The organism is Shewanella sp. 0m-6, from assembly GCF_052977325.1.
Window position 1 is genome coordinate 113,889 of record NZ_JBRIMD010000013.1, and the last position, 17,610, is coordinate 131,498.

General features: G+C 43.4%; 14 protein-coding genes and 1 riboswitch. Of the genes, 7 read left to right on the forward strand and 7 right to left on the reverse strand.

What is annotated here, in order from left to right; genetic code table 11:
• Window positions 1–78 precede the first annotated feature (78 nt).
• Entirely contained in the window at window positions 79–2,319 is a 2,241-nt protein-coding gene (locus ACVBJC_RS11860; protein WP_447160968.1) for a DPP IV N-terminal domain-containing protein, read from the forward strand.
• Between the two features lie 404 nt (window positions 2,320–2,723).
• On the opposite strand, the gene arcA is transcribed toward ACVBJC_RS11860, so the two are convergent.
• Window positions 2,724–3,440 (reverse strand): two-component system response regulator ArcA, encoded by a 717-nt coding sequence (gene arcA / locus ACVBJC_RS11865; protein ID WP_012153996.1) that lies wholly within the window; start codon window positions 3,438–3,440, stop codon window positions 2,724–2,726.
• A gap of 562 nt (window positions 3,441–4,002) precedes the next feature.
• Here arcA and ACVBJC_RS11870 point away from each other — a divergent pair.
• The 4 genes from ACVBJC_RS11870 (at window position 4,003) to ACVBJC_RS11885 (ending at window position 8,113) form a co-directional block, all read left to right on the forward strand.
• Window positions 4,003–4,431: a DUF3293 domain-containing protein gene (locus tag ACVBJC_RS11870; protein WP_447160969.1), complete on the forward strand. Its 429-nt coding sequence runs from the start codon at window positions 4,003–4,005 to the stop codon at window positions 4,429–4,431.
• Between the two features lie 113 nt (window positions 4,432–4,544).
• Window positions 4,545–4,728, forward strand: a riboswitch (Lysine riboswitch).
• A gap of 145 nt (window positions 4,729–4,873) precedes the next feature.
• On the forward strand, window positions 4,874–6,271 hold the full coding sequence (gene lysC / locus ACVBJC_RS11875; protein WP_447160970.1) for a lysine-sensitive aspartokinase 3: 1,398 nt from the start codon (window positions 4,874–4,876) through the stop codon (window positions 6,269–6,271).
• Between the two features lie 120 nt (window positions 6,272–6,391).
• On the forward strand, window positions 6,392–7,498 hold the full coding sequence (locus ACVBJC_RS11880) for a succinylglutamate desuccinylase/aspartoacylase family protein (protein WP_447160971.1): 1,107 nt from the start codon (window positions 6,392–6,394) through the stop codon (window positions 7,496–7,498).
• Window positions 7,499–7,588: 90 nt separating this feature from the next.
• The gene (locus tag ACVBJC_RS11885) at window positions 7,589–8,113 is read left to right on the forward strand and encodes a hypothetical protein (RefSeq protein WP_447160972.1); all 525 of its coding nucleotides are present in this window, start codon (window positions 7,589–7,591) and stop codon (window positions 8,111–8,113) included.
• Window positions 8,114–8,210: 97 nt separating this feature from the next.
• Here the strand turns inward: ACVBJC_RS11885 and ACVBJC_RS11890 are convergent, their stop codons facing one another.
• From ACVBJC_RS11890 to ACVBJC_RS11915, 6 genes are all read right to left on the reverse strand, one after another.
• The gene (locus tag ACVBJC_RS11890) at window positions 8,211–12,143 is read right to left on the reverse strand and encodes a rhombosortase-dependent M36 family metallopeptidase (protein WP_447160973.1); all 3,933 of its coding nucleotides are present in this window, start codon (window positions 12,141–12,143) and stop codon (window positions 8,211–8,213) included.
• Between the two features lie 214 nt (window positions 12,144–12,357).
• Window positions 12,358–12,819 (reverse strand): transcriptional regulator AsnC, encoded by a 462-nt coding sequence (asnC, locus tag ACVBJC_RS11895; protein WP_447160974.1) that lies wholly within the window; start codon window positions 12,817–12,819, stop codon window positions 12,358–12,360.
• Between the two features lie 182 nt (window positions 12,820–13,001).
• A complete protein-coding gene (rluA, locus tag ACVBJC_RS11900; protein ID WP_447160975.1) occupies window positions 13,002–13,679 on the reverse strand; it encodes a bifunctional tRNA pseudouridine(32) synthase/23S rRNA pseudouridine(746) synthase RluA in 678 nt (225 codons plus the stop codon).
• A 148-nt stretch (window positions 13,680–13,827) separates the two neighbouring features.
• Window positions 13,828–14,118 carry a hypothetical protein gene (locus ACVBJC_RS11905; protein WP_447160976.1) on the reverse strand — a complete coding sequence of 97 codons (291 nt, stop codon included), beginning with the start codon at window positions 14,116–14,118 and terminating at the stop codon, window positions 13,828–13,830.
• Between the two features lie 23 nt (window positions 14,119–14,141).
• Window positions 14,142–14,690: a class I SAM-dependent methyltransferase gene (locus ACVBJC_RS11910; RefSeq protein ID WP_447160977.1), complete on the reverse strand. Its 549-nt coding sequence runs from the start codon at window positions 14,688–14,690 to the stop codon at window positions 14,142–14,144.
• Window positions 14,665–15,075 carry a hypothetical protein gene (locus ACVBJC_RS11915; protein WP_447160978.1) on the reverse strand — a complete coding sequence of 137 codons (411 nt, stop codon included), beginning with the start codon at window positions 15,073–15,075 and terminating at the stop codon, window positions 14,665–14,667. Before ACVBJC_RS11915 ends, ACVBJC_RS11910 begins: the two co-directional genes overlap by 26 nt.
• A 574-nt stretch (window positions 15,076–15,649) precedes the next feature.
• Here ACVBJC_RS11915 and ACVBJC_RS11920 point away from each other — a divergent pair.
• A complete protein-coding gene (locus ACVBJC_RS11920) occupies window positions 15,650–16,639 on the forward strand; it encodes a 2-hydroxyacid dehydrogenase (RefSeq protein WP_447160979.1) in 990 nt (329 codons plus the stop codon).
• Between the two features lie 60 nt (window positions 16,640–16,699).
• The gene (locus tag ACVBJC_RS11925) at window positions 16,700–17,437 is read left to right on the forward strand and encodes a dienelactone hydrolase family protein (RefSeq protein WP_447160980.1); all 738 of its coding nucleotides are present in this window, start codon (window positions 16,700–16,702) and stop codon (window positions 17,435–17,437) included.
• Window positions 17,438–17,610 lie beyond the last annotated feature (173 nt).

Consider the following 17,610-nt stretch of genomic DNA (forward strand, 5'->3'; position numbering starts at 1 on the left):
CAATGTAGGCGAATTTTCAGTCTAACTTTCAATTTGGAACGACTGAATAAGATTTCGCGATTAATCCAGGGAATAATAATGAAAAAGAATTGGATGAGTTTACTGCTAGCCTCTTTGCCTTTGGTGCTGAGCTCTACAGCAACTGCTCAAGCATCATCACTCCCCGGTGGCACCGAGCCACTCACTATCGAGCGTATGTACGCATCTCCTGCTCTTGCTGGAAGCAGCCCACGCGGGCTAAAGCTGTCACCAGATGGTAAGCGTGTTACCTATCTTGCTGGACGCAAAGACAATCAACATTTGTATGACTTATGGCAGATGGACGTAGCAAGCGGCAAGCAAAGCGTATTGATTGATGCTGATAAGCTTGAAGCGGGTGAATTGTCTGACGAAGAAAAGGCGCGCCGTGAGCGTCAGCGTATTTATGGTCAGGGGATCATGGAATACTTTTGGTCTGACGATGGTGAGGCGATTTTAATTCCCGCTGCGGGCTTGCTGTACTACTACTCGGTCAATGACAACAAGGTAAAACTGCTTGAAACGGGTGAGGGCTTTGCGACTGATGCGAGACTCTCGCCTAAAGGGCATTTTGTGTCGTTTGTGCGTGAGCAAAACTTGTATGTGTTGGACTTAAAAACGCAAAAGATCACCGCGCTGACTACCGATGGCGGCGGCGCGATTAAAAATGCCATGGCCGAATTTGTAGCTCAAGAAGAGATGGGCAGAATGACGGGTTACTGGTGGGCGCCCGATGAGTCTGCGATTGCCTATACTCGCATCGACGAGTCAGGTGTTGAGTTGGTGACTCGCAACGAAATTTATGCCGATGGAATTAAGCTGACCGAGCAGCGTTATCCCTATGCCGGTGAAAATAACGTTAGCGTTGAGCTGGGCGTCGTATCACTTAACAGTAAAAAAGTGGCTTGGGTTGATTTAGGTAAAGACACTGATATTTACCTGCCGCGAGTAAAATGGTTACCTGACAGTAAGCACTTGTCTTATCAGTGGCAGAGCCGAGATCAGCAAGCGCTAGACTTACGTGTTGTGGCAATTGATGATATTAAAAACGGTAAAGACCTAGTTAAAGAGCGCAGCAAAGCTTGGGTCAACCTCAATGACGATTTGCACTTTTTAAAGCAGCAAAAGGCATTTATCTGGGCGTCAGAGCGAGACGGTTTTAATCATCTGTATTTGATTGGTCTAGATGGCAAGGTTTTTCGCCAGCTAACCTCTGGTGATTGGGCGGTCGATGCGGTTGAATATGTTGACGAAAAAGCTGGAGATATCTACTTCACCGGTCGCAAGACTAAGGTCACCGAGAAGCAACTTTATCGCGTGGCACTCAGTGGTGGCAAGGTTGAAAGCATCAGCCAGCGTAGCGGTATGCACGAGGCGGTATTTGCCGACAATAAACCAGTGTACCTCGATTATTTTAGTAGTCTTTCACAGCCGCCACAGGTGAGCCTGCACGACCGTAGCGGTGAGCGCCTAGCCTGGGTTGAGCAAAATGAGGTTAAACAGGGTCACCCGCTATATAACTACTTTGGTTTATGGCAGGTACCTGAATTTGGTGAACTAAAGGCTGAAGATGGCCAGATGTTGCAATACCGATTGTATAAACCGACGAACTTTGATGCATCGAAGAAGTATCCTGTGGTGGTGCGCGTTTATGGCGGCCCACATGCGCAGCTGGTGGTGAACAGCTGGAGTCATCAAGACTACTTTACTCAGCACCTGTTGCAACAAGGCTATATTGTTTATCAGCTCGATAACCGTGGCTCGGCGCACCGTGGCACCAAGTTTGAATATGTGATTTATAAGCAGCTTGGTGAGGTAGAGGTTAACGATCAGAAGGTGGGCGTGGATTACCTACGTACTTTGCCTTTCGTCGATTCTGATAATATCGCAATCTATGGCCATAGCTATGGCGGTTATATGGCGTTAATGAGCCTATTTAAGGCGCCGGATTACTTTAAGGCGGCTATTTCAGGTGCGCCAGTATCAGACTGGTCACTTTACGATACTCACTACACTGAGCGTTACTTAGGCCACCCTGAGACGAATGCTGAAGGTTATGAGGCCAGCAGTGTGCTGCCGTATGTGACCGGCTATCAGTCAGGTTTGCTGATGTACCATGGTATGGCTGATGATAATGTCTTATTTGAGAACAGTACGCGCGTGTATAAGGCGCTGCAGGATGAGGGGACGTTGTTTCAGATGATCGACTATCCAGGCTCTAAGCACTCGATGCGCGGTGAGAAGGTGAGGGTACATCTATATCGCTCATTAGCAGACTTTTTAGACCGTCAACTAAAGTAATTGGTTTGTTCTTGATTATTAAGTGTAAAGCGTAGTGGTGATTAATTATTAATGATCATTGCTACGTTTTTAATAATGATGAATTTTAAATTAAATATGATTAATAGTTAGCTTAGATGCTGAATGATGGCGCAATAGTATTTGTGCAATTTATGCCAACCGATGGAATACCTCCAATTAACTACTACTTTGTAGGTGGTTAATTTTGGGGGGATGCTTTGTTATTATTCGAAAAATAATCTTGAGCCTCAATTAAACTCAATTTTATTTAAGTAGATACTCTAATTATTGGACGCTGCCATTCACTCTTAGCGGTGGATTAAATATAAACATAAAAAAAGCCAGTCAATTGACTGGCTTTTTATTTATCAGCACTTCAATTAGTACTGAAACGGAGCTTAGAATTAATCTTCTAAGCTACCGCAAAAACGGTAACCTTCACCGTGGATTGTTGCGATGATTTCTGGCGTATCAGGTAAGCTTTCGAAGTGCTTACGGATACGACGGATTGTTACGTCAACAGTACGGTCGTGTGGCTTAAGCTCGCGGCCAGTCATCTTCATTAGAAGGTCTGCACGGCTTAAGATCTTACCTGGGTTCTCAACAAAGTGAAGCATAGCGCGGAATTCGCTGCGCGGTAGCTTGTATGACTCACCTTGTGGGCTAACAAGAGAACGGCTGTTGATTTCAAGGCTCCAACCGTTGAAACGGTAGAACTCAACTGCGCTTTTCTCTTCAGAATCTGTACCTGTGCTATTAACGCGAGTTAATAGGTTACGTGCACGGATTGTCAATTCACGTGGGTTGAATGGCTTAGTGATATAATCATCAGCACCAATTTCAAGACCTAGAATCTTATCAACTTCGTTATCACGACCTGTTAGGAAGATTAGACCGATATTATTAATTTCACGAAGTTCACGAGCTAGTAAAAGACCGTTTTTGCCTGGTAAGTTAATATCCATAACGACCAAGTTAACTTTGTTGTCTTGCATAGCCTTATGCATTTCAGCGCCGTCATTGGCTTCAGTGACCACATATCCTTCTGCTTCAAAAATACTTCTAAGTGTGTTTCTTGTTACTGCTTCATCTTCAACAATAAGAATGTGCGGGTTTTGCATATTAATTACCTAATCTCTGTCAATTCTAACCATGAGTATAATAAAGTTTATACTCCATCTAGTTATGCTGATAAATCACTGATACACGTAGGTGCTTTCAAAACTGGCTCGAAACAGCAACACACTGCATGATAAGCAAAGTATGGGTATCTCACATATGGAAAAACGTGAACTGTATAAACTTCGATTAACAATTGTAGGAAAAAGTTCCTTAACGACCGTTTTCTATGAAGTTTAAATGTTAAATCAAACATAGATCACATTTGATACAGCTGTGTGGATTACTCTTCTATCTGTTTCAGATATGTGTAACAAAATGTGTTCGTTACATGTATCGGCGTGAGTCAATCAACAAGCCCTATTGTACTCGTTTTAGGCATTTGTTAACAAATGAAATGTTAACAAAATTACTTGATGATATGATTTAGATCACTATTTGCAAACTATAGTATTGATTTAATTAGTTTTGATATTTTTGTCGCGTGTGACCTGTATCACGTAACTAGGAAGCGCTAACGAGTTTGCTATAATAATCCCACCTAAATCGGAGAATTTGTTAGCAATGAACAACTCAGTCGACAGCCTTTGGCACACTTATCAACAAACTGAATTTCTGTTTACTCAAACCTTATCCTCTCAATTATCGTTCGCTATCATCACTGCGTACAACCCAAAAGGAGTCGTGCTGACTCCTTGCCAAAATGGTCTTTTAGACCGAAAACTTCAACATGAAATACACAGATCGGGCTTTCCCTACCGAGCAATGATAGGCGCATCTCAAGATAGAAAGCATATGGAAAAGAGTTGGGCAATATCAACCGATAAGGCCTCGGCCATTAAACTCGGCTACCAGTTTAATCAAAATGCCATTTATTATGTTGAAGCGGATCAATTGCAACTTGTTCCTTGCTTGTTGCCTTGCCAAGAAACATTGTTGGGCGCATTTTCTCCTCGGGTCAATTGGGTCATGGAGCTTCCAGATATGGTATGAAATTAAATCATCTAAGATTTCCATTGACTTAATTGGTTATTTTTTGATATTTTTTAACCTGTTATTTTGTATACAAAGCAGCTTTTTCGAAAGTAATTTGCTTCATACAAGGTAAGTACAGAAGAGGAGCGCTAACTAGGTAGTAAGTTGGAGGGGACCAAACTCCTATGATGGCTTATGAGGGAGATTAGCGCCGAGATATTCAATGCCATTTGGTCAGGCTTGAATGTTGGTTGTGCAGGCTGAATCCTGTCGATTGTCACCAATGTTTTTTTATGGTGGAGAGCTTCTGGTGACGATCGCTGTTTCCCCATCTTATGGGGTGCATATCATTGCACCAGGCTCTTCGAACGAAGTTAGTTCGGAGCTTATTCATGTTAGTTATTCAAAATACCCAATTTAGTCAGTGTCAGCCGTCTCTATATAATGTGGAGGCAGTACTATGTCGTTAGTCGATGCTTCATTATCTAAAAGCTCGCAAGAGCAAACACAGTTAAACGTCGCCAAGTTTGGTGGCACTTCAGTGGCTGACTATGACGCCATGCAGCGCTGTGCAGATATTATTATTGCTAATCCACAAACCCGAGTGGTAGTTGTTAGCGCCTCGAGTGGCGTGACCAATCAGTTAGTGGCACTCACGCAGGCAGAAACCAGCGCGGAAGAGTCAAAGGCGCTGATTAAAAAGATCGCTTCTATTCAATATCAAATTCTAGATAAGCTAGGCAGCCCAAGTGATGTGGCGGCTCAAATTGATCGTACCTTGAGCCATATCGCGACCCTAAGCGAACGCTTAAAGCTTACCCGTAGCAAAGCCGTGATGGATGAACTCCTATCCCAGGGCGAGATGTGCTCATCTGTGTTTTTTGCTGCAGTGTTAAGAGAGAAGGGGGCTAACGCTTCAGCATTTGATGTGCGTCAAGTACTGCGCACCGATAGCCACCATGGCCGGGCCGAACCCCAAATAGAACAGATTGCTGAGCTTGCTCAAACACATCTTAAGCCACTACTTGCAGAGCAAGTGATTGTGACTCAAGGTTTTGTTGGCGCAGATAGTGAAGGCAACACCACAACCCTTGGCCGTGGTGGTAGCGACTATTCAGCCGCATTGTTGGCCGAAGCATTGCAAGCTACAGCGGTTGAGATCTGGACCGATGTAGCCGGCATTTACACCACAGACCCAAGACTTGCGCCTAATGCCAGTCCGATTGCCGAAATTAGCTTTAATGAAGCCGCTGAGATGGCGACCTTTGGCGCTAAAGTTTTACACCCTGCAACAATATTGCCTGCCGTAAGACAAAAAATTCAGGTGTTTGTTGGCTCAAGCTGGGCTCCTGAACAGGGCGGCACTTGGATCCGCCATACGGTGCAAAGTGAGCCGGTATACCGCGCCGTTGCCGTACGCCGCGATCAAACTTTACTTAATCTTCACAGCTTACAAATGCTGCATGCGCAAGGCTTCTTGGCTGAAACATTTGCAACCTTAGCCCGCCATAAGATCAGTGTTGATTTAATCACCACATCAGAGGTCAATGTGGCATTAACCTTAGATAAAACTGGCTCTGACTCAAGTGGGCAGGGCTTACTTAGCGAGGCGTTATTGCAAGAGTTGTCGCAGCATTGCCGCGTGCGTGTTGAAGATGGTTTAGCCTTGGTTGCGGTGATTGGCAACAATATTGCCTCGACGCCAGGCGTGTGCCGAAGGGTATTTGAAGTACTGGAAACTTATAATGTTCGTATGATCTGCCAAGGAGCGAGTCCACATAACTTGTGTATTTTGGTCGATGAGGCCGAGGCGGCTAATGTGATCCGCGCCCTGCATGAAAACTTATTTGAAAGTTAAGGCCTGGAAAACTAAATGTTTGAAAGCTGAATATTTGAAAGCTGAATATTTGAAAGCTATGAGGTGGAAACTAAAGCTTTGAAGCCTCATTTAAACTAATTGCTAGGAACACGGTAATTTATGGAATTTACCCAATCGAGCCTGAAAGTCGGTGAATTGGCGACAGGACAGGAACTGAATGTTCCTGTTTATCGTATGGCAGGCAAAGACCCATTAGCGCCTAAGGTTTTTATTCAAGCCAATGTACACGGCGCTGAGGTGCAGGGTAACGCGGTTATTTTTCAGTTGATGAAACGATTAGAAAAAATGGATGTAAGAGGTGAGGTGACTCTGTTGCCGCTAGCCAACCCTCTAGGTATTAATCAGAAAAGCGGTGAGTTTACCCTGGGACGTTTCGACCCTATTACTGGGGTGAATTGGAACCGCGAATACTTAGATCATAACCTTGATGTTGCCAGTTGGTATCTGCAGCATTCTCATTTAGATAATGAGGCGCTTACTCAAGCCTTTCGTTTACATCTAATAGAGTCTTGCCAGTTGCATCTAAACAGTGAATGGGGCGTGACAACTGGAAAGCGCCTTGCGGTGACTTTGCAGTCTTTAGCGCATGCAGCTGATATTGTGATAGATCTACATACAGGGCCTAAATCGTGTAAACATCTATATTGCCCACAATACGATGTGGCTTCAGCGGCTTACTTTTCTATTCCTTATAGCTTAGTGATCCCTAATGACTTTGGCGGCGCTATGGATGAAGCGGCATTTTGCCCCTGGTGGCAATTAACCGAATTTGTACAGTCTCAAGGACGCAGCTTTAAGGTGCCTGTTGGGGCGTTTACTTTAGAGCTTGGAAGCCAAGAACGTATCGATATGGAAGATGCGGCCAATGATGCGATGGGTATTTTGGCTTATTTAAGTCATCGTGGTGTGGTCAGTGATAAGGTTGAACCTGCCAAAATGACAAGGTATGGCTGTTACCTGAAAGATTATAAAAAGTTTCATGCACCAACGGCAGGCCTTGTTGAGTATCAAGCTGTGCTCGGTGAAAAGCTTGATGCGGGTCGTCCATTGGCAAATATATTAAGGCTGGATCTATATGGCACAGATAAAGAGTTAACTCCGCTTAGCCTTCAGCAAGATTGTGTACCTATCCTACATTTTGCCTCAGCTTCTGTGTACCAAGGCACTGAACTTTATAAGGTGATGACCAACCTGTTTGAGATTTAAATCATTCTAAAATCTTCAAAATGTCTAATGTTATGATAATGTACAAATCAAAGAGCAAGTACATATAAAGATTTTATTTGGAGCAATCTTATGAGACTAATCCCCTTACTGGCACTATTGTGTCTAGGTGCCGGTTGTACTGCAGATAAAGCAACTCCGGTAACAACTCTAGGGGTTAATCCTAGCAATGAAGATACTAACGCCAATTCCAATGCGAATTTAATTGCTGACGTTGCGGCAGAACCTTTAGTAACATCCTCATTAAAACGACAAACTGAAACATTGAAGCCAAATGGTAGAAGTTACTTATTAAACGGTGATAAATATACTGCTGACACCCCCCGGTTAGTTACAGGCACAGCTGTGTTTAACCCGAATATGTCGGAATCTGGTGTACTTAAAGGCAGCTTTGTTGTGCAAAGTAAGCAAACTGTCGATTTTGTAGAGCCGTCCTTTACAATTGAAACTATTGCCTCTGAAACTTACCGTCTAACGCCTGTAGATAACAATGCTGATTTATACGAGCTATACCTAATGCTTAAGGGGCATGAAAAGCTGATCCTGGTCGAAATAGAAATCGATTATAGCGGGCGTAGCAAGGCTGAGTACTATTAAAGCGACGAATAAAGCAGAATAAAAAAGCCATAACTTTCGTTATGGCTTTTTATTGTGAAGTACATTTTTACAGCACTATCTTATGTCGCTAAAAGCGTTATTTGCGGCGACGAAGTCCAGCAAGCGGAAGTAGTATTAGTGATAACCAACCTAATGAGCCACCGCTAGTATCGACAATGTTGATTTCAACTTCATCTTCAACCTTAACGCTAACTTTACTAGTTACATCAGCTGTACCATCGTTGACAGTGACTTCAAACTCAAGAGTTTCGTTCTCTTCAACCATAGGTGCATTGAAGGTCGCAACGGCTTTGTCTGCATCAATGAGTTCTACACTCGTTCCTGAGAGCTGCTTCCAGCTATAGGTATGGCTATCTGCAGCGTTAGGATCAACAACTTTAGAAGACAGCGTTACAGCTTCACCTTCATCTACGCTCGTTGCGCTAGCACTTGCTGTCACGGTTGGAAGACGGTTGTCACAGGCGTATGTATCACCCGCTATAACATTAGAGAAGATGCTGGTTTGTGTATTCGTGAACGTGATGTCATCAATATACCAACCAGCGGCAAAACCAAATTCAGGTTCAGGCACTACAGCTGAGTCAGTTGCAATACGGAAGCGGAACTGGACTTCGTTACCATTCAAAGACTCACCAAAGCTAATGGTTTCCCAACCATAATTTAGGCCTGAGAAAGTATCTTGTCCGGCAATTGCAGCTTCAGTTTCTTCAAGAGCGGTATCGGTATAGCCATCACCTAGGAATGTTCCGCCCATTTTAGTAACATCAGCCCAATCTCCGCCATTAATACTGACTTCAACAACAGCTCCATCGTAGCCCGCTTCTAAGTTATATAAATGCCAGAAAGCAATAGTAAACTCGCCGTCGTAACCTACAGATGTTGGACGTGTTTGGTATCCTACATCAGAGGTAAAGCTATTGCCGGTAGCAGAGATAAAGCCATCCGTTGCATCCCACTGATCTAGACCAAAGGTACCCTTTGCCATATCACCACCAACCATCACAGTTTCGGTGAAATCTTTAAGCCTTGAAAGTGTATTCAAATCTTCATATTGAGTGGTACCAACTAGCTCACGGGTCTCAAAGTCAACATTGACTGTTGTTGATAGCGTGTACTCATCAGCTTCTACGCCGTCGGCAAGGTTTGGTACAAACTTAAGTACTAACTCGTCTCCCGTACCAGCTTCGTTTAGCGTAAATTCAATAGGCTCACTTGTAGCGGATGCAAATAAATTGATATCTGCAAAGCTGACCTTACCATCATTAGCAAAAGTGATATCGTGGTCACTGACGACTTCGATAGTACCCGTTAAGTCTGTTAACAGGCTGTCTCCACCATTTTCAATAGTGAAACTAACTGTACCCGTTTCGCCTTTATCTAAAATGCTATCTTTTGAGCAATAGCCTAGTGTCGACCCTTCGTAATCAGTATCTAACTGGTGATCAGCTACTTCAAAAGCAGATAAAGTCGTTTTGTATGACTCAACAACACCTGCGTGATCGGTAGAGAAACGGCTTGGCGATTTAGCTCCTAGCCCCATACCACGACGAGCAAAGGCACCGAGAATAACTTTGTAATCCTGTTCATCATTTGCAAATGCGGCAGCTAAAAGCGCATCACGACCTTCAGTAAAGGTCGGTGCCATAGGCATCATCTTATAACCAGCAACAAGGTAGCCTTTCATCAGCTCTTTTGCTTCATCAAAAGTATGTCGCTCATCATTTGCTAGCCCAATGAATGCGTCCCATAACATGGCTGCATAAACGGCACCAGAGCCATGAACTTCTGGGTCGCGTTCCACATAAGCGAAGGTCGATGGATTGATTTCCATATTAGTCGAGTATGGGAACTCACGAATACCATTAACAAAACTAGCTACATAAGTAGTATCACCATATCCACCGGCATAGTTTTCATTGCCAGTGATTAAGTTATCCGCAGCGTCAGAGCCGAACAGTAGGGCATGGAAGTCACCAAAACCTTCACCCATAGAGCGAGCTTGATTACTGCTTAGACCCGATCCATTACCGACTAAACGGTTACTGATGTAGTGTCCCCATTCATGTGCAACAATAGCGTTATCCCATGAACTATCCTTGAAAACACGGGATAAATCATTTTTGAACATATCTATCGACACTTTTTCATTTGCATCTAGTAGCGCATAAATAGCCGCCGCTTCATTTTGCGAAACCATCATGGCAGGAATGGTGATGCTTTCATCATCTCCAGCCATAGTAATTACGGCATCAGCATCTTTATTATTCGCGATGATTACAGCAATGGCGCCAGCATCTTGAGCATGTTTAACTTTTTGGGTAAATGCACAAGCGCCGCGATCGATTATTGCAATATTGCCGGTTATATCAGCAGCATTGGTTGTTGCTTCACAACCGTCATAAATAGTGCCTGCAGCGCCATCGGTTACAGTTGATCCATCATCAATACGAACGACACTTCCTGAAACCTTGAATGTATCCGGGCCAAATACTGAAAAACCAATATTTTCCAACATACCAATAGAGGTATGGGATGTAGCTGCGATACCAAAATCAACGCCATTTACAGCTTGGGTTGTTTCCCATAGGTACATTTGCATGCGCGGAGAGCCGCCATCGGCAGGTGTACTCATATTGGCATTATTAAAGCCTGAGTTATCTTGGACTTCTACGTTTAGTGCATCACCTTCAACGCCACCACGGCCGTAGTTTGATGCTTGAGCATTACCTGATACTTCATCAAAACCGTGGTCATAGAAGTCATCATGTAAATAGTTATTCATGAAGAATAGGTTAACAATTGCAGCCTTACGGTTGTTTACTGAATATTCAGCTTCTTTATCATTGTATGGGTAATCGAATGTATTGCTGCTTGTTATATCGGCAAGATAATCGCCATTGGAAAGCCCTTGCGGTGCAATTGCATCAACATATGCGGTGACGTTGTTACCTTGAGTAGAAGTTGCATCGCTCGCTAACCAAGGATCCCTAGTACTGATAGGGCCAGACTTTAATGACACCATTGGTGCATCTAGATAAGGAGCTGTTAGGTAGGCGTCAGTATCACTTCCAGCTGGGGCTGGCATAACATTACCGTGTGGGCTGTCCCAGGGTTTACCGTCTGCATCTGCATAGACACGGTAATTAAAATCAGCGGCGTGGCTAGTGAGGTTCTTCTTAAATAGAACTTCACCCGTTTTAGCTGAAATGACGTAGCCAAAATATTCTGAATCACGGCTGTCAAACTCACCAGTTTCTATTTCTACGTAGTGAGCAGCTACCATTTTGTTTTTATGTTCGAAAAATACTTTTTTAGCTCTAGGTTCGCCAACGATTACTTTGCTGTTTGAAGAGTTAACGACTGCAAATTTTTCATATTTATCATTTGAGGATTTTACATTTAACGTAATAGCATTTTTGTCGCCGCCCATTGCGTTAAATGCTGCGCTGATAGAGTTAGCTGCATCACCAAATGCACCATCAATGTTCTTTAGAGCAGAAAAAACAGATTTAGCTGCTCTTTCTGACGCAAAATAACCAGAAGATGCTACAAGTTTAAAGTCACGATCCATCATGATGTTAAATTCACGATTGAATACTTCTACTCCAGAAACTTCTTGTTTATATTTTGCAATGATAGGGCCGCGACCTAGATCATGTGTATTAACTAGAACTGCTTGAGCTACTCCCTGCTTTAAAGAAGATATTCCGGTTAATTTTCCTAAATAAAACTCAGCAGCATGTGAAGCCTTATTCTCTAAAGAAAGAGCTGCTAAGCTCGGTACAGACTGACTTTTACTTGCCCATTGAAAAGTTGTTCTGGCTAGCTGCGCGTCATACTGGTTAGGCATTCCGCTTACGGTGGGGGCATTAATGTGCATTGTTTGTTGCTTGACAGTTTGAGTCACGTCAAATGATTTGTAAGTTGGAGATTCATCAGCATGGCTGACAGCAAGTGCAGCGTTAGAAACGAGTGCAGCAGTAATCGCTATAGATAATTTAGTTTTCACAACATTTTCCTTGTCAATTTGCCTAAACCTACATGGGTCGCGGTCATATTTTTCTTATTTTCTTGCTTTTTATAGCTACCCGAACTAAGTCGGTTGACAAGGTTGTAACATATAATTCAACTGCCGGTAACAAAAGTGTCGAAAAAAGTGTTTATAACTCTTTCCGATACATTTAGGTGTAATGACTAAAACTTATAACTTATTTTTATTAGTTTTAAGGCTTAACCGCCCGTACAATCGGGTTTTGCAGACTGATGAGTGTTTCAGTAGATTGGATCTCATCGATTGATTGGATACGATTAATCAGAACATGCTGCAGTCCATCAATAGACTGGCACATTACCTTTACAAATACACTGTAATTACCTGTGGTGTAATAGGCTTCAACCACCTCTTCTAAGGCATTGAGTTTGGAGATTGCTGCGGGGTAGTCACCGGCACTTTTTAAGTTGATACCGATAAAACAGCAGACGTCGTAACCCAGCGCTTTAGGGTTAACGGTGATCTGTGCCCCTGTGATGATCCCTGCTTGCTTCATTTTTTCGACGCGCACATGGATGGTACCAGCGCTCACTCCGAAGCGTTTAGCTAGCTCTGCGAAAGGGGTTCTGGCTTCTTTCATTAATGCAGATAAGATTTGATTATCGAGTGAGTCTCTTTGAAATGGGGTTTCCATAATAAATACGTCAATTGCTTATTGGTTAGTTAAACAATCTACGTATTTTCTGAGGAATATTCTACCAATTTATCAAATAAGTCAGTGACGGGGCTCACTTGTTTGCATCGTTAGATAGTGCTGCTTAGTTGATTCTGTTCAGTAGGAACAGCTCAGTAGGCTCAGCTTAGTTGCTAAGAAGGCTACTGCTCTCCCTTAGCTTCCATAAAGGGGACATCGCAACTGAAAGTCATTCTTGCTTTAGTATATGGATGGGTAATCGTGAGTGACTGAGCATGCAGCAGTAAACGGGGTGCGAGTCTTTTCGCTAATGGGTCAGCATAAAAGTTATCGCCTAAAATCGGATGACCCAAGGCCATCATATGCACGCGGAGCTGATGTGAACGACCCGTTATCGGTGTCAGCTTGACCAAGGTTGAGCGTTTACCACGACTGATCACTTCATAATGGGTCTGCGATGGCTTACCTACCTTATGGTCGACTTTTTGTTTCGGTCGATTAGGCCAGTCACAAATCAGCGGCAGATTAACGCTGCCATGAGTGTCTTTAACGTAACCAGCCACACGCGCATAATAGGTTTTTTCGGTTTCTCGGTCTCTAAATTGACGCTTTAGCTCAGACTCAGCGCTGCGCAATAATGCCACCACGATGACACCTGAGGTCGCCATATCCAAACGGTGTACTATTTTGGCATGAGGAAACTCTGCAAGTACGCGGTTATAGGTACTGTCGGCGTAAGCAGGATCTCGTCCCGGAACGGATAGTAGTCCTGAAGGCTTATTAACTACCATGATATCTTTATCTTGATAAAGTATTTCAAGCCAGGGCGTGGTTGGAGGTGAGTAGACGAAATCAGTCATGATGGAACCTTATTAAAAATGCGCGGCAAAGATACCTCTTAGACTGTTCTTCATGCAAGCAGATTTAAGATAATTGTGGCTACAATCGACACCAATCGTTATTCGTCAATGCAGACCTAGCAAAGAGTTGAAAGCTGATGCAATAGCGTTATGAAAATCCATTACCGTTGACATGCATTATGGCAAAGGTCCAAACCACAAAGGCCAATATACAGTGGATCAACGCATAAAAGGATTGATCTAAGCGGCCCATGCTTCTGGCATCCCAAATGAGTAAGCCGTGTAAAATGATTACGATAGGAAAAAGAGCAAGCAGTGGATAGAGGCTTAAAACACTGGCGTCACCAAATACCAGTCGACTGAGAAGCGCCCATACCACCATTAAACCTGTGATTATCGGCGGGAGTGCGATTCGATACTGCTCTGGGTATGGAAACATATTGTGCCTCTAATTAGTCCTGTTTATCCCAACGGCTTTTGCGCAATAATTTGCGCTTTATAACTGGCGTTAGGTAATTCTCCGAATAGATCTTCAGAGTAATGTAGGCAGCTCCAGTTAGCAAATATTGCTTTTAATTCACCCGCTTTAAGTAGAAAGTCAGGATTACGAGGTCGACCAATTTGAGCCTGCTGCTCGGTAAACGTCTCGTAAATGATCAGACCACCAGGCTTAATGCTATCGATAATCTGGTTAAGCAAAGGCCGGTGTAAGTAATTGAATACCAGTATTATGTCGTAGTGAGCTTGGGGGAGGAGTGGAGCACTGCCATCTTCGAGGTTCCATTCGAGTCGTTCGATGACAGTGGTTTTATCTGGCAGAGCAATATCAAGGCCTGTCAGGTCTTTATCAAGGTAGCTAACCTGGCAATTTCTATCGGTAAACCACTGGCCATTACGGCCACTGCCGCAGGCAAGATCTAGCACTTTGCAGGCGGGTGTTAGATAGTCTGATAAAGTAGCAAACTGGGTGATTAATTCTGCGCTATTAGCCTTTAACTTCTTTTCTGCCATCAATTCTGCGTCCGTGTACAACTGAAAAATGCCTCAAGCCTGCAGGGCCATGAGATACGACGACAGATAGTAACACGATAAAAATGAGCAGTTCCGGTTTATATGAGGCAAGAGGAATGAACAGTGCTAGCAAGCCAAGCTTGGCGATAGTGAGAACGCCTTTAAGCTGGATCAACCAGCGCCAGTCTCGCACCATCTCCCAGAGCATCATGGCTGAGCCTGTGCTCATGGCCATAATCCAATATATTTGCCACTGTTCTTGAGGTACATGTAACAAAATGCCACCGCCTGCACCAGTGATCCCTAATATGTGTAAAGCACGTAGTGCAGTCTTAGAAAAACGTTGGATCATAAATTGTTTTTCAGTGAGTTCTTTTCTGGCCATATTAAGGAGTCTTATACTGTTTGATTGTGGCAAATCTTATCAGGAAATAACCATTTTAAAAGTGTTGAGGGATCACACGCTCAGACACTAATGACGTTATGTAAGTTAATTAGCGGGGACGACTGTATAAATCCTGTCCAATTAAGTACTGATGTCATAAATTTGTGAAGCAGATATCGATACCTGTTTAGTCTTAATGATAATCTCACATTCATTAGCTTACTCCTTGCTGTTATTGATATTTTTATGCTCAGTCAATAATAGAAAAGGTCTGAATTGATAAGAGAACGTATCCTTTTCTTACCATCAATTCAGAGCAAGCAGGAAAGGCGAGCTGTCAGGAGCTCGCTTTTTCTTTATCACTTTTTCTTTCTCGCTTTTTTATCATTTACTCGCAAAGACATCCATCTTCAATCAGGTGTATACCCAAACGACTTGAAAATGCCCGCTGAATCCTGCATCTTCAACTGGCTTAGGTATCGTGTAATAGCCCTCAAACAAATCTGCTAATATCATAATACCGATTGGTATACACTGTTCTGGTTTTCCCTCCTCCTAAGGTAAGGTTTCTACAATGAAAATAGGCTTTTTTAGCGCCAAACATTACGACATGCAGCATTTTGATCGCACCAATACCGCATTCGGCGCCAGCATTGAATATTTCGATTATCGTCTTTGTATGCAAACAGTAAAATTAGCAGCAGGCTTTGAGGTTGTTTGTGCCTTTGTGAATGATTCCCTATGTGAAGAAGTGCTAGTTGAACTCGCTCAAGGCGGAACAAAGATTATTGCTATGCGCTGTGCAGGCTTTAATAACGTCGACCTACAGGCTGCAGAGCGCCTAGGGATGAAGGTCGTTAATGTGCCCGCTTACTCGCCTGAGTCAGTCGCAGAGCACACGGTGGCACTTATGCTAACCCTTAATCGTAAAATCCATAAAGCATACCAGCGTACCCGAGATGCAAATTTTTCTTTAGAAGGCCTAGTGGGCTTCAATATGCACGGCCGTACAGTGGGCGTGATTGGCACGGGTAAAATAGGCCTAGCGACCATTAAAGTATTGCAAGGTTTTGGCTGTAAAGTGGTAGCTCATGACCCTTATCCTAGCCAAGCGGTTATTGATTTAGGCGTTGAGTACATAACGCTTGAGCAGCTATATCCTATTTGTGATGTTATTAGCCTGCATTGCCCGCTAACAAAAGAGAACCACCATTTATTAAGTGAGAGTAGCTTTGCAAAAATGAAGCCCGGCGTCATGGTTATTAACACCAGCCGTGGTGGTTTGCTTAATGCGCTCGATGCCATGGAAGCGCTGAAATCGGGACAACTGGGTTCGCTCGGTTTAGACGTATACGAGAATGAGAAAGAGCTTTTCTTTGAAGATAAGTCGAGTGAAATCATTCAAGATGACGTATTTAGACGCTTATCAGCCTGCCACAATGTGATATTTACCGGTCACCAGGCATTTTTAACCGAAGAAGCATTAGGTGCAATTGCACATACAACCTTAAGTAATGTTAAGCAGTTACTTGCAGGGGAACATTGCCCTAACGAGTTGTATTAACGCTTAAAGGTTAAGTAATCGATATTGCACTTATTTATCTGACTCGCTCAAGGAAAGCCGATGATCATTACTCAAGAAGTTCATGATATCTCGACCGCAACAGGAATCATGCGAACCTGCCTGTATCGCCCCGATTGTGAGGGGCAGTTTGCCAGTATTATTTTCTACTCAGAGATATTTCAACAAACCGCCCCAATCGCAAGAGCTGCAGCGATTCTTGCTGGGCATGGCTTTGTGGTACTCGTGCCTGAAGTGTTTCATGAACTAAACCCTATCGGTACCGTGCTTGAGTACGATGATATTGGTAAAGATAAAGGCAATGCAGACAAATTTGCTAAGCGCCTTGAAGACCATGATAGTGATACCGAGGCCCTGGTCGACTTTGCTCGCAGCTTAAGTTTTTGCAGTAGCAATATCGGCAGTATGGGCGTCTGTATTGGTGGCCACCTTGCTTATCGCGCGGCGCTTAATCCAGATATTCAGGGGGCATTTTGTTTGTACCCAACAGACATACACTCCAACACCTTGCCTTGTGATAAAGGTAATGATTCATTGAGCCGTACGGGTGATATTGCTGCAGAGTTGGTGATGGTGTTTGGTAAGCAAGATCCCCATGTTTCTGCGCAGGGGCGAAAGCTTCTCTATGAGCAGCTTGAAGCCAAAGAGGTTAAGTTTAACTGGCTGGAGGTGAACGCCCAGCATGCCTTTATGCGAGATGAGGGTGACAGGTATGATCCAGCGTTAGCGATTCAGATGTATCTGCAAGCGGTAGCGTTTTTTCAGCGAACGCTGAAGTAACGAACTAAGAATAAAGCACTAAGCATAAAACGCTAACAATAAAAGGTGTAATCACATTCCAGAATAAAACTGCGAATAAAAAAAGGGCCAGTATTACTGTAATGCCGATCATTTAGCAGTTTATTGATCGGTTGACCGATCTTTATAAGATGGCAAAATCCGAGTGTTTTTAA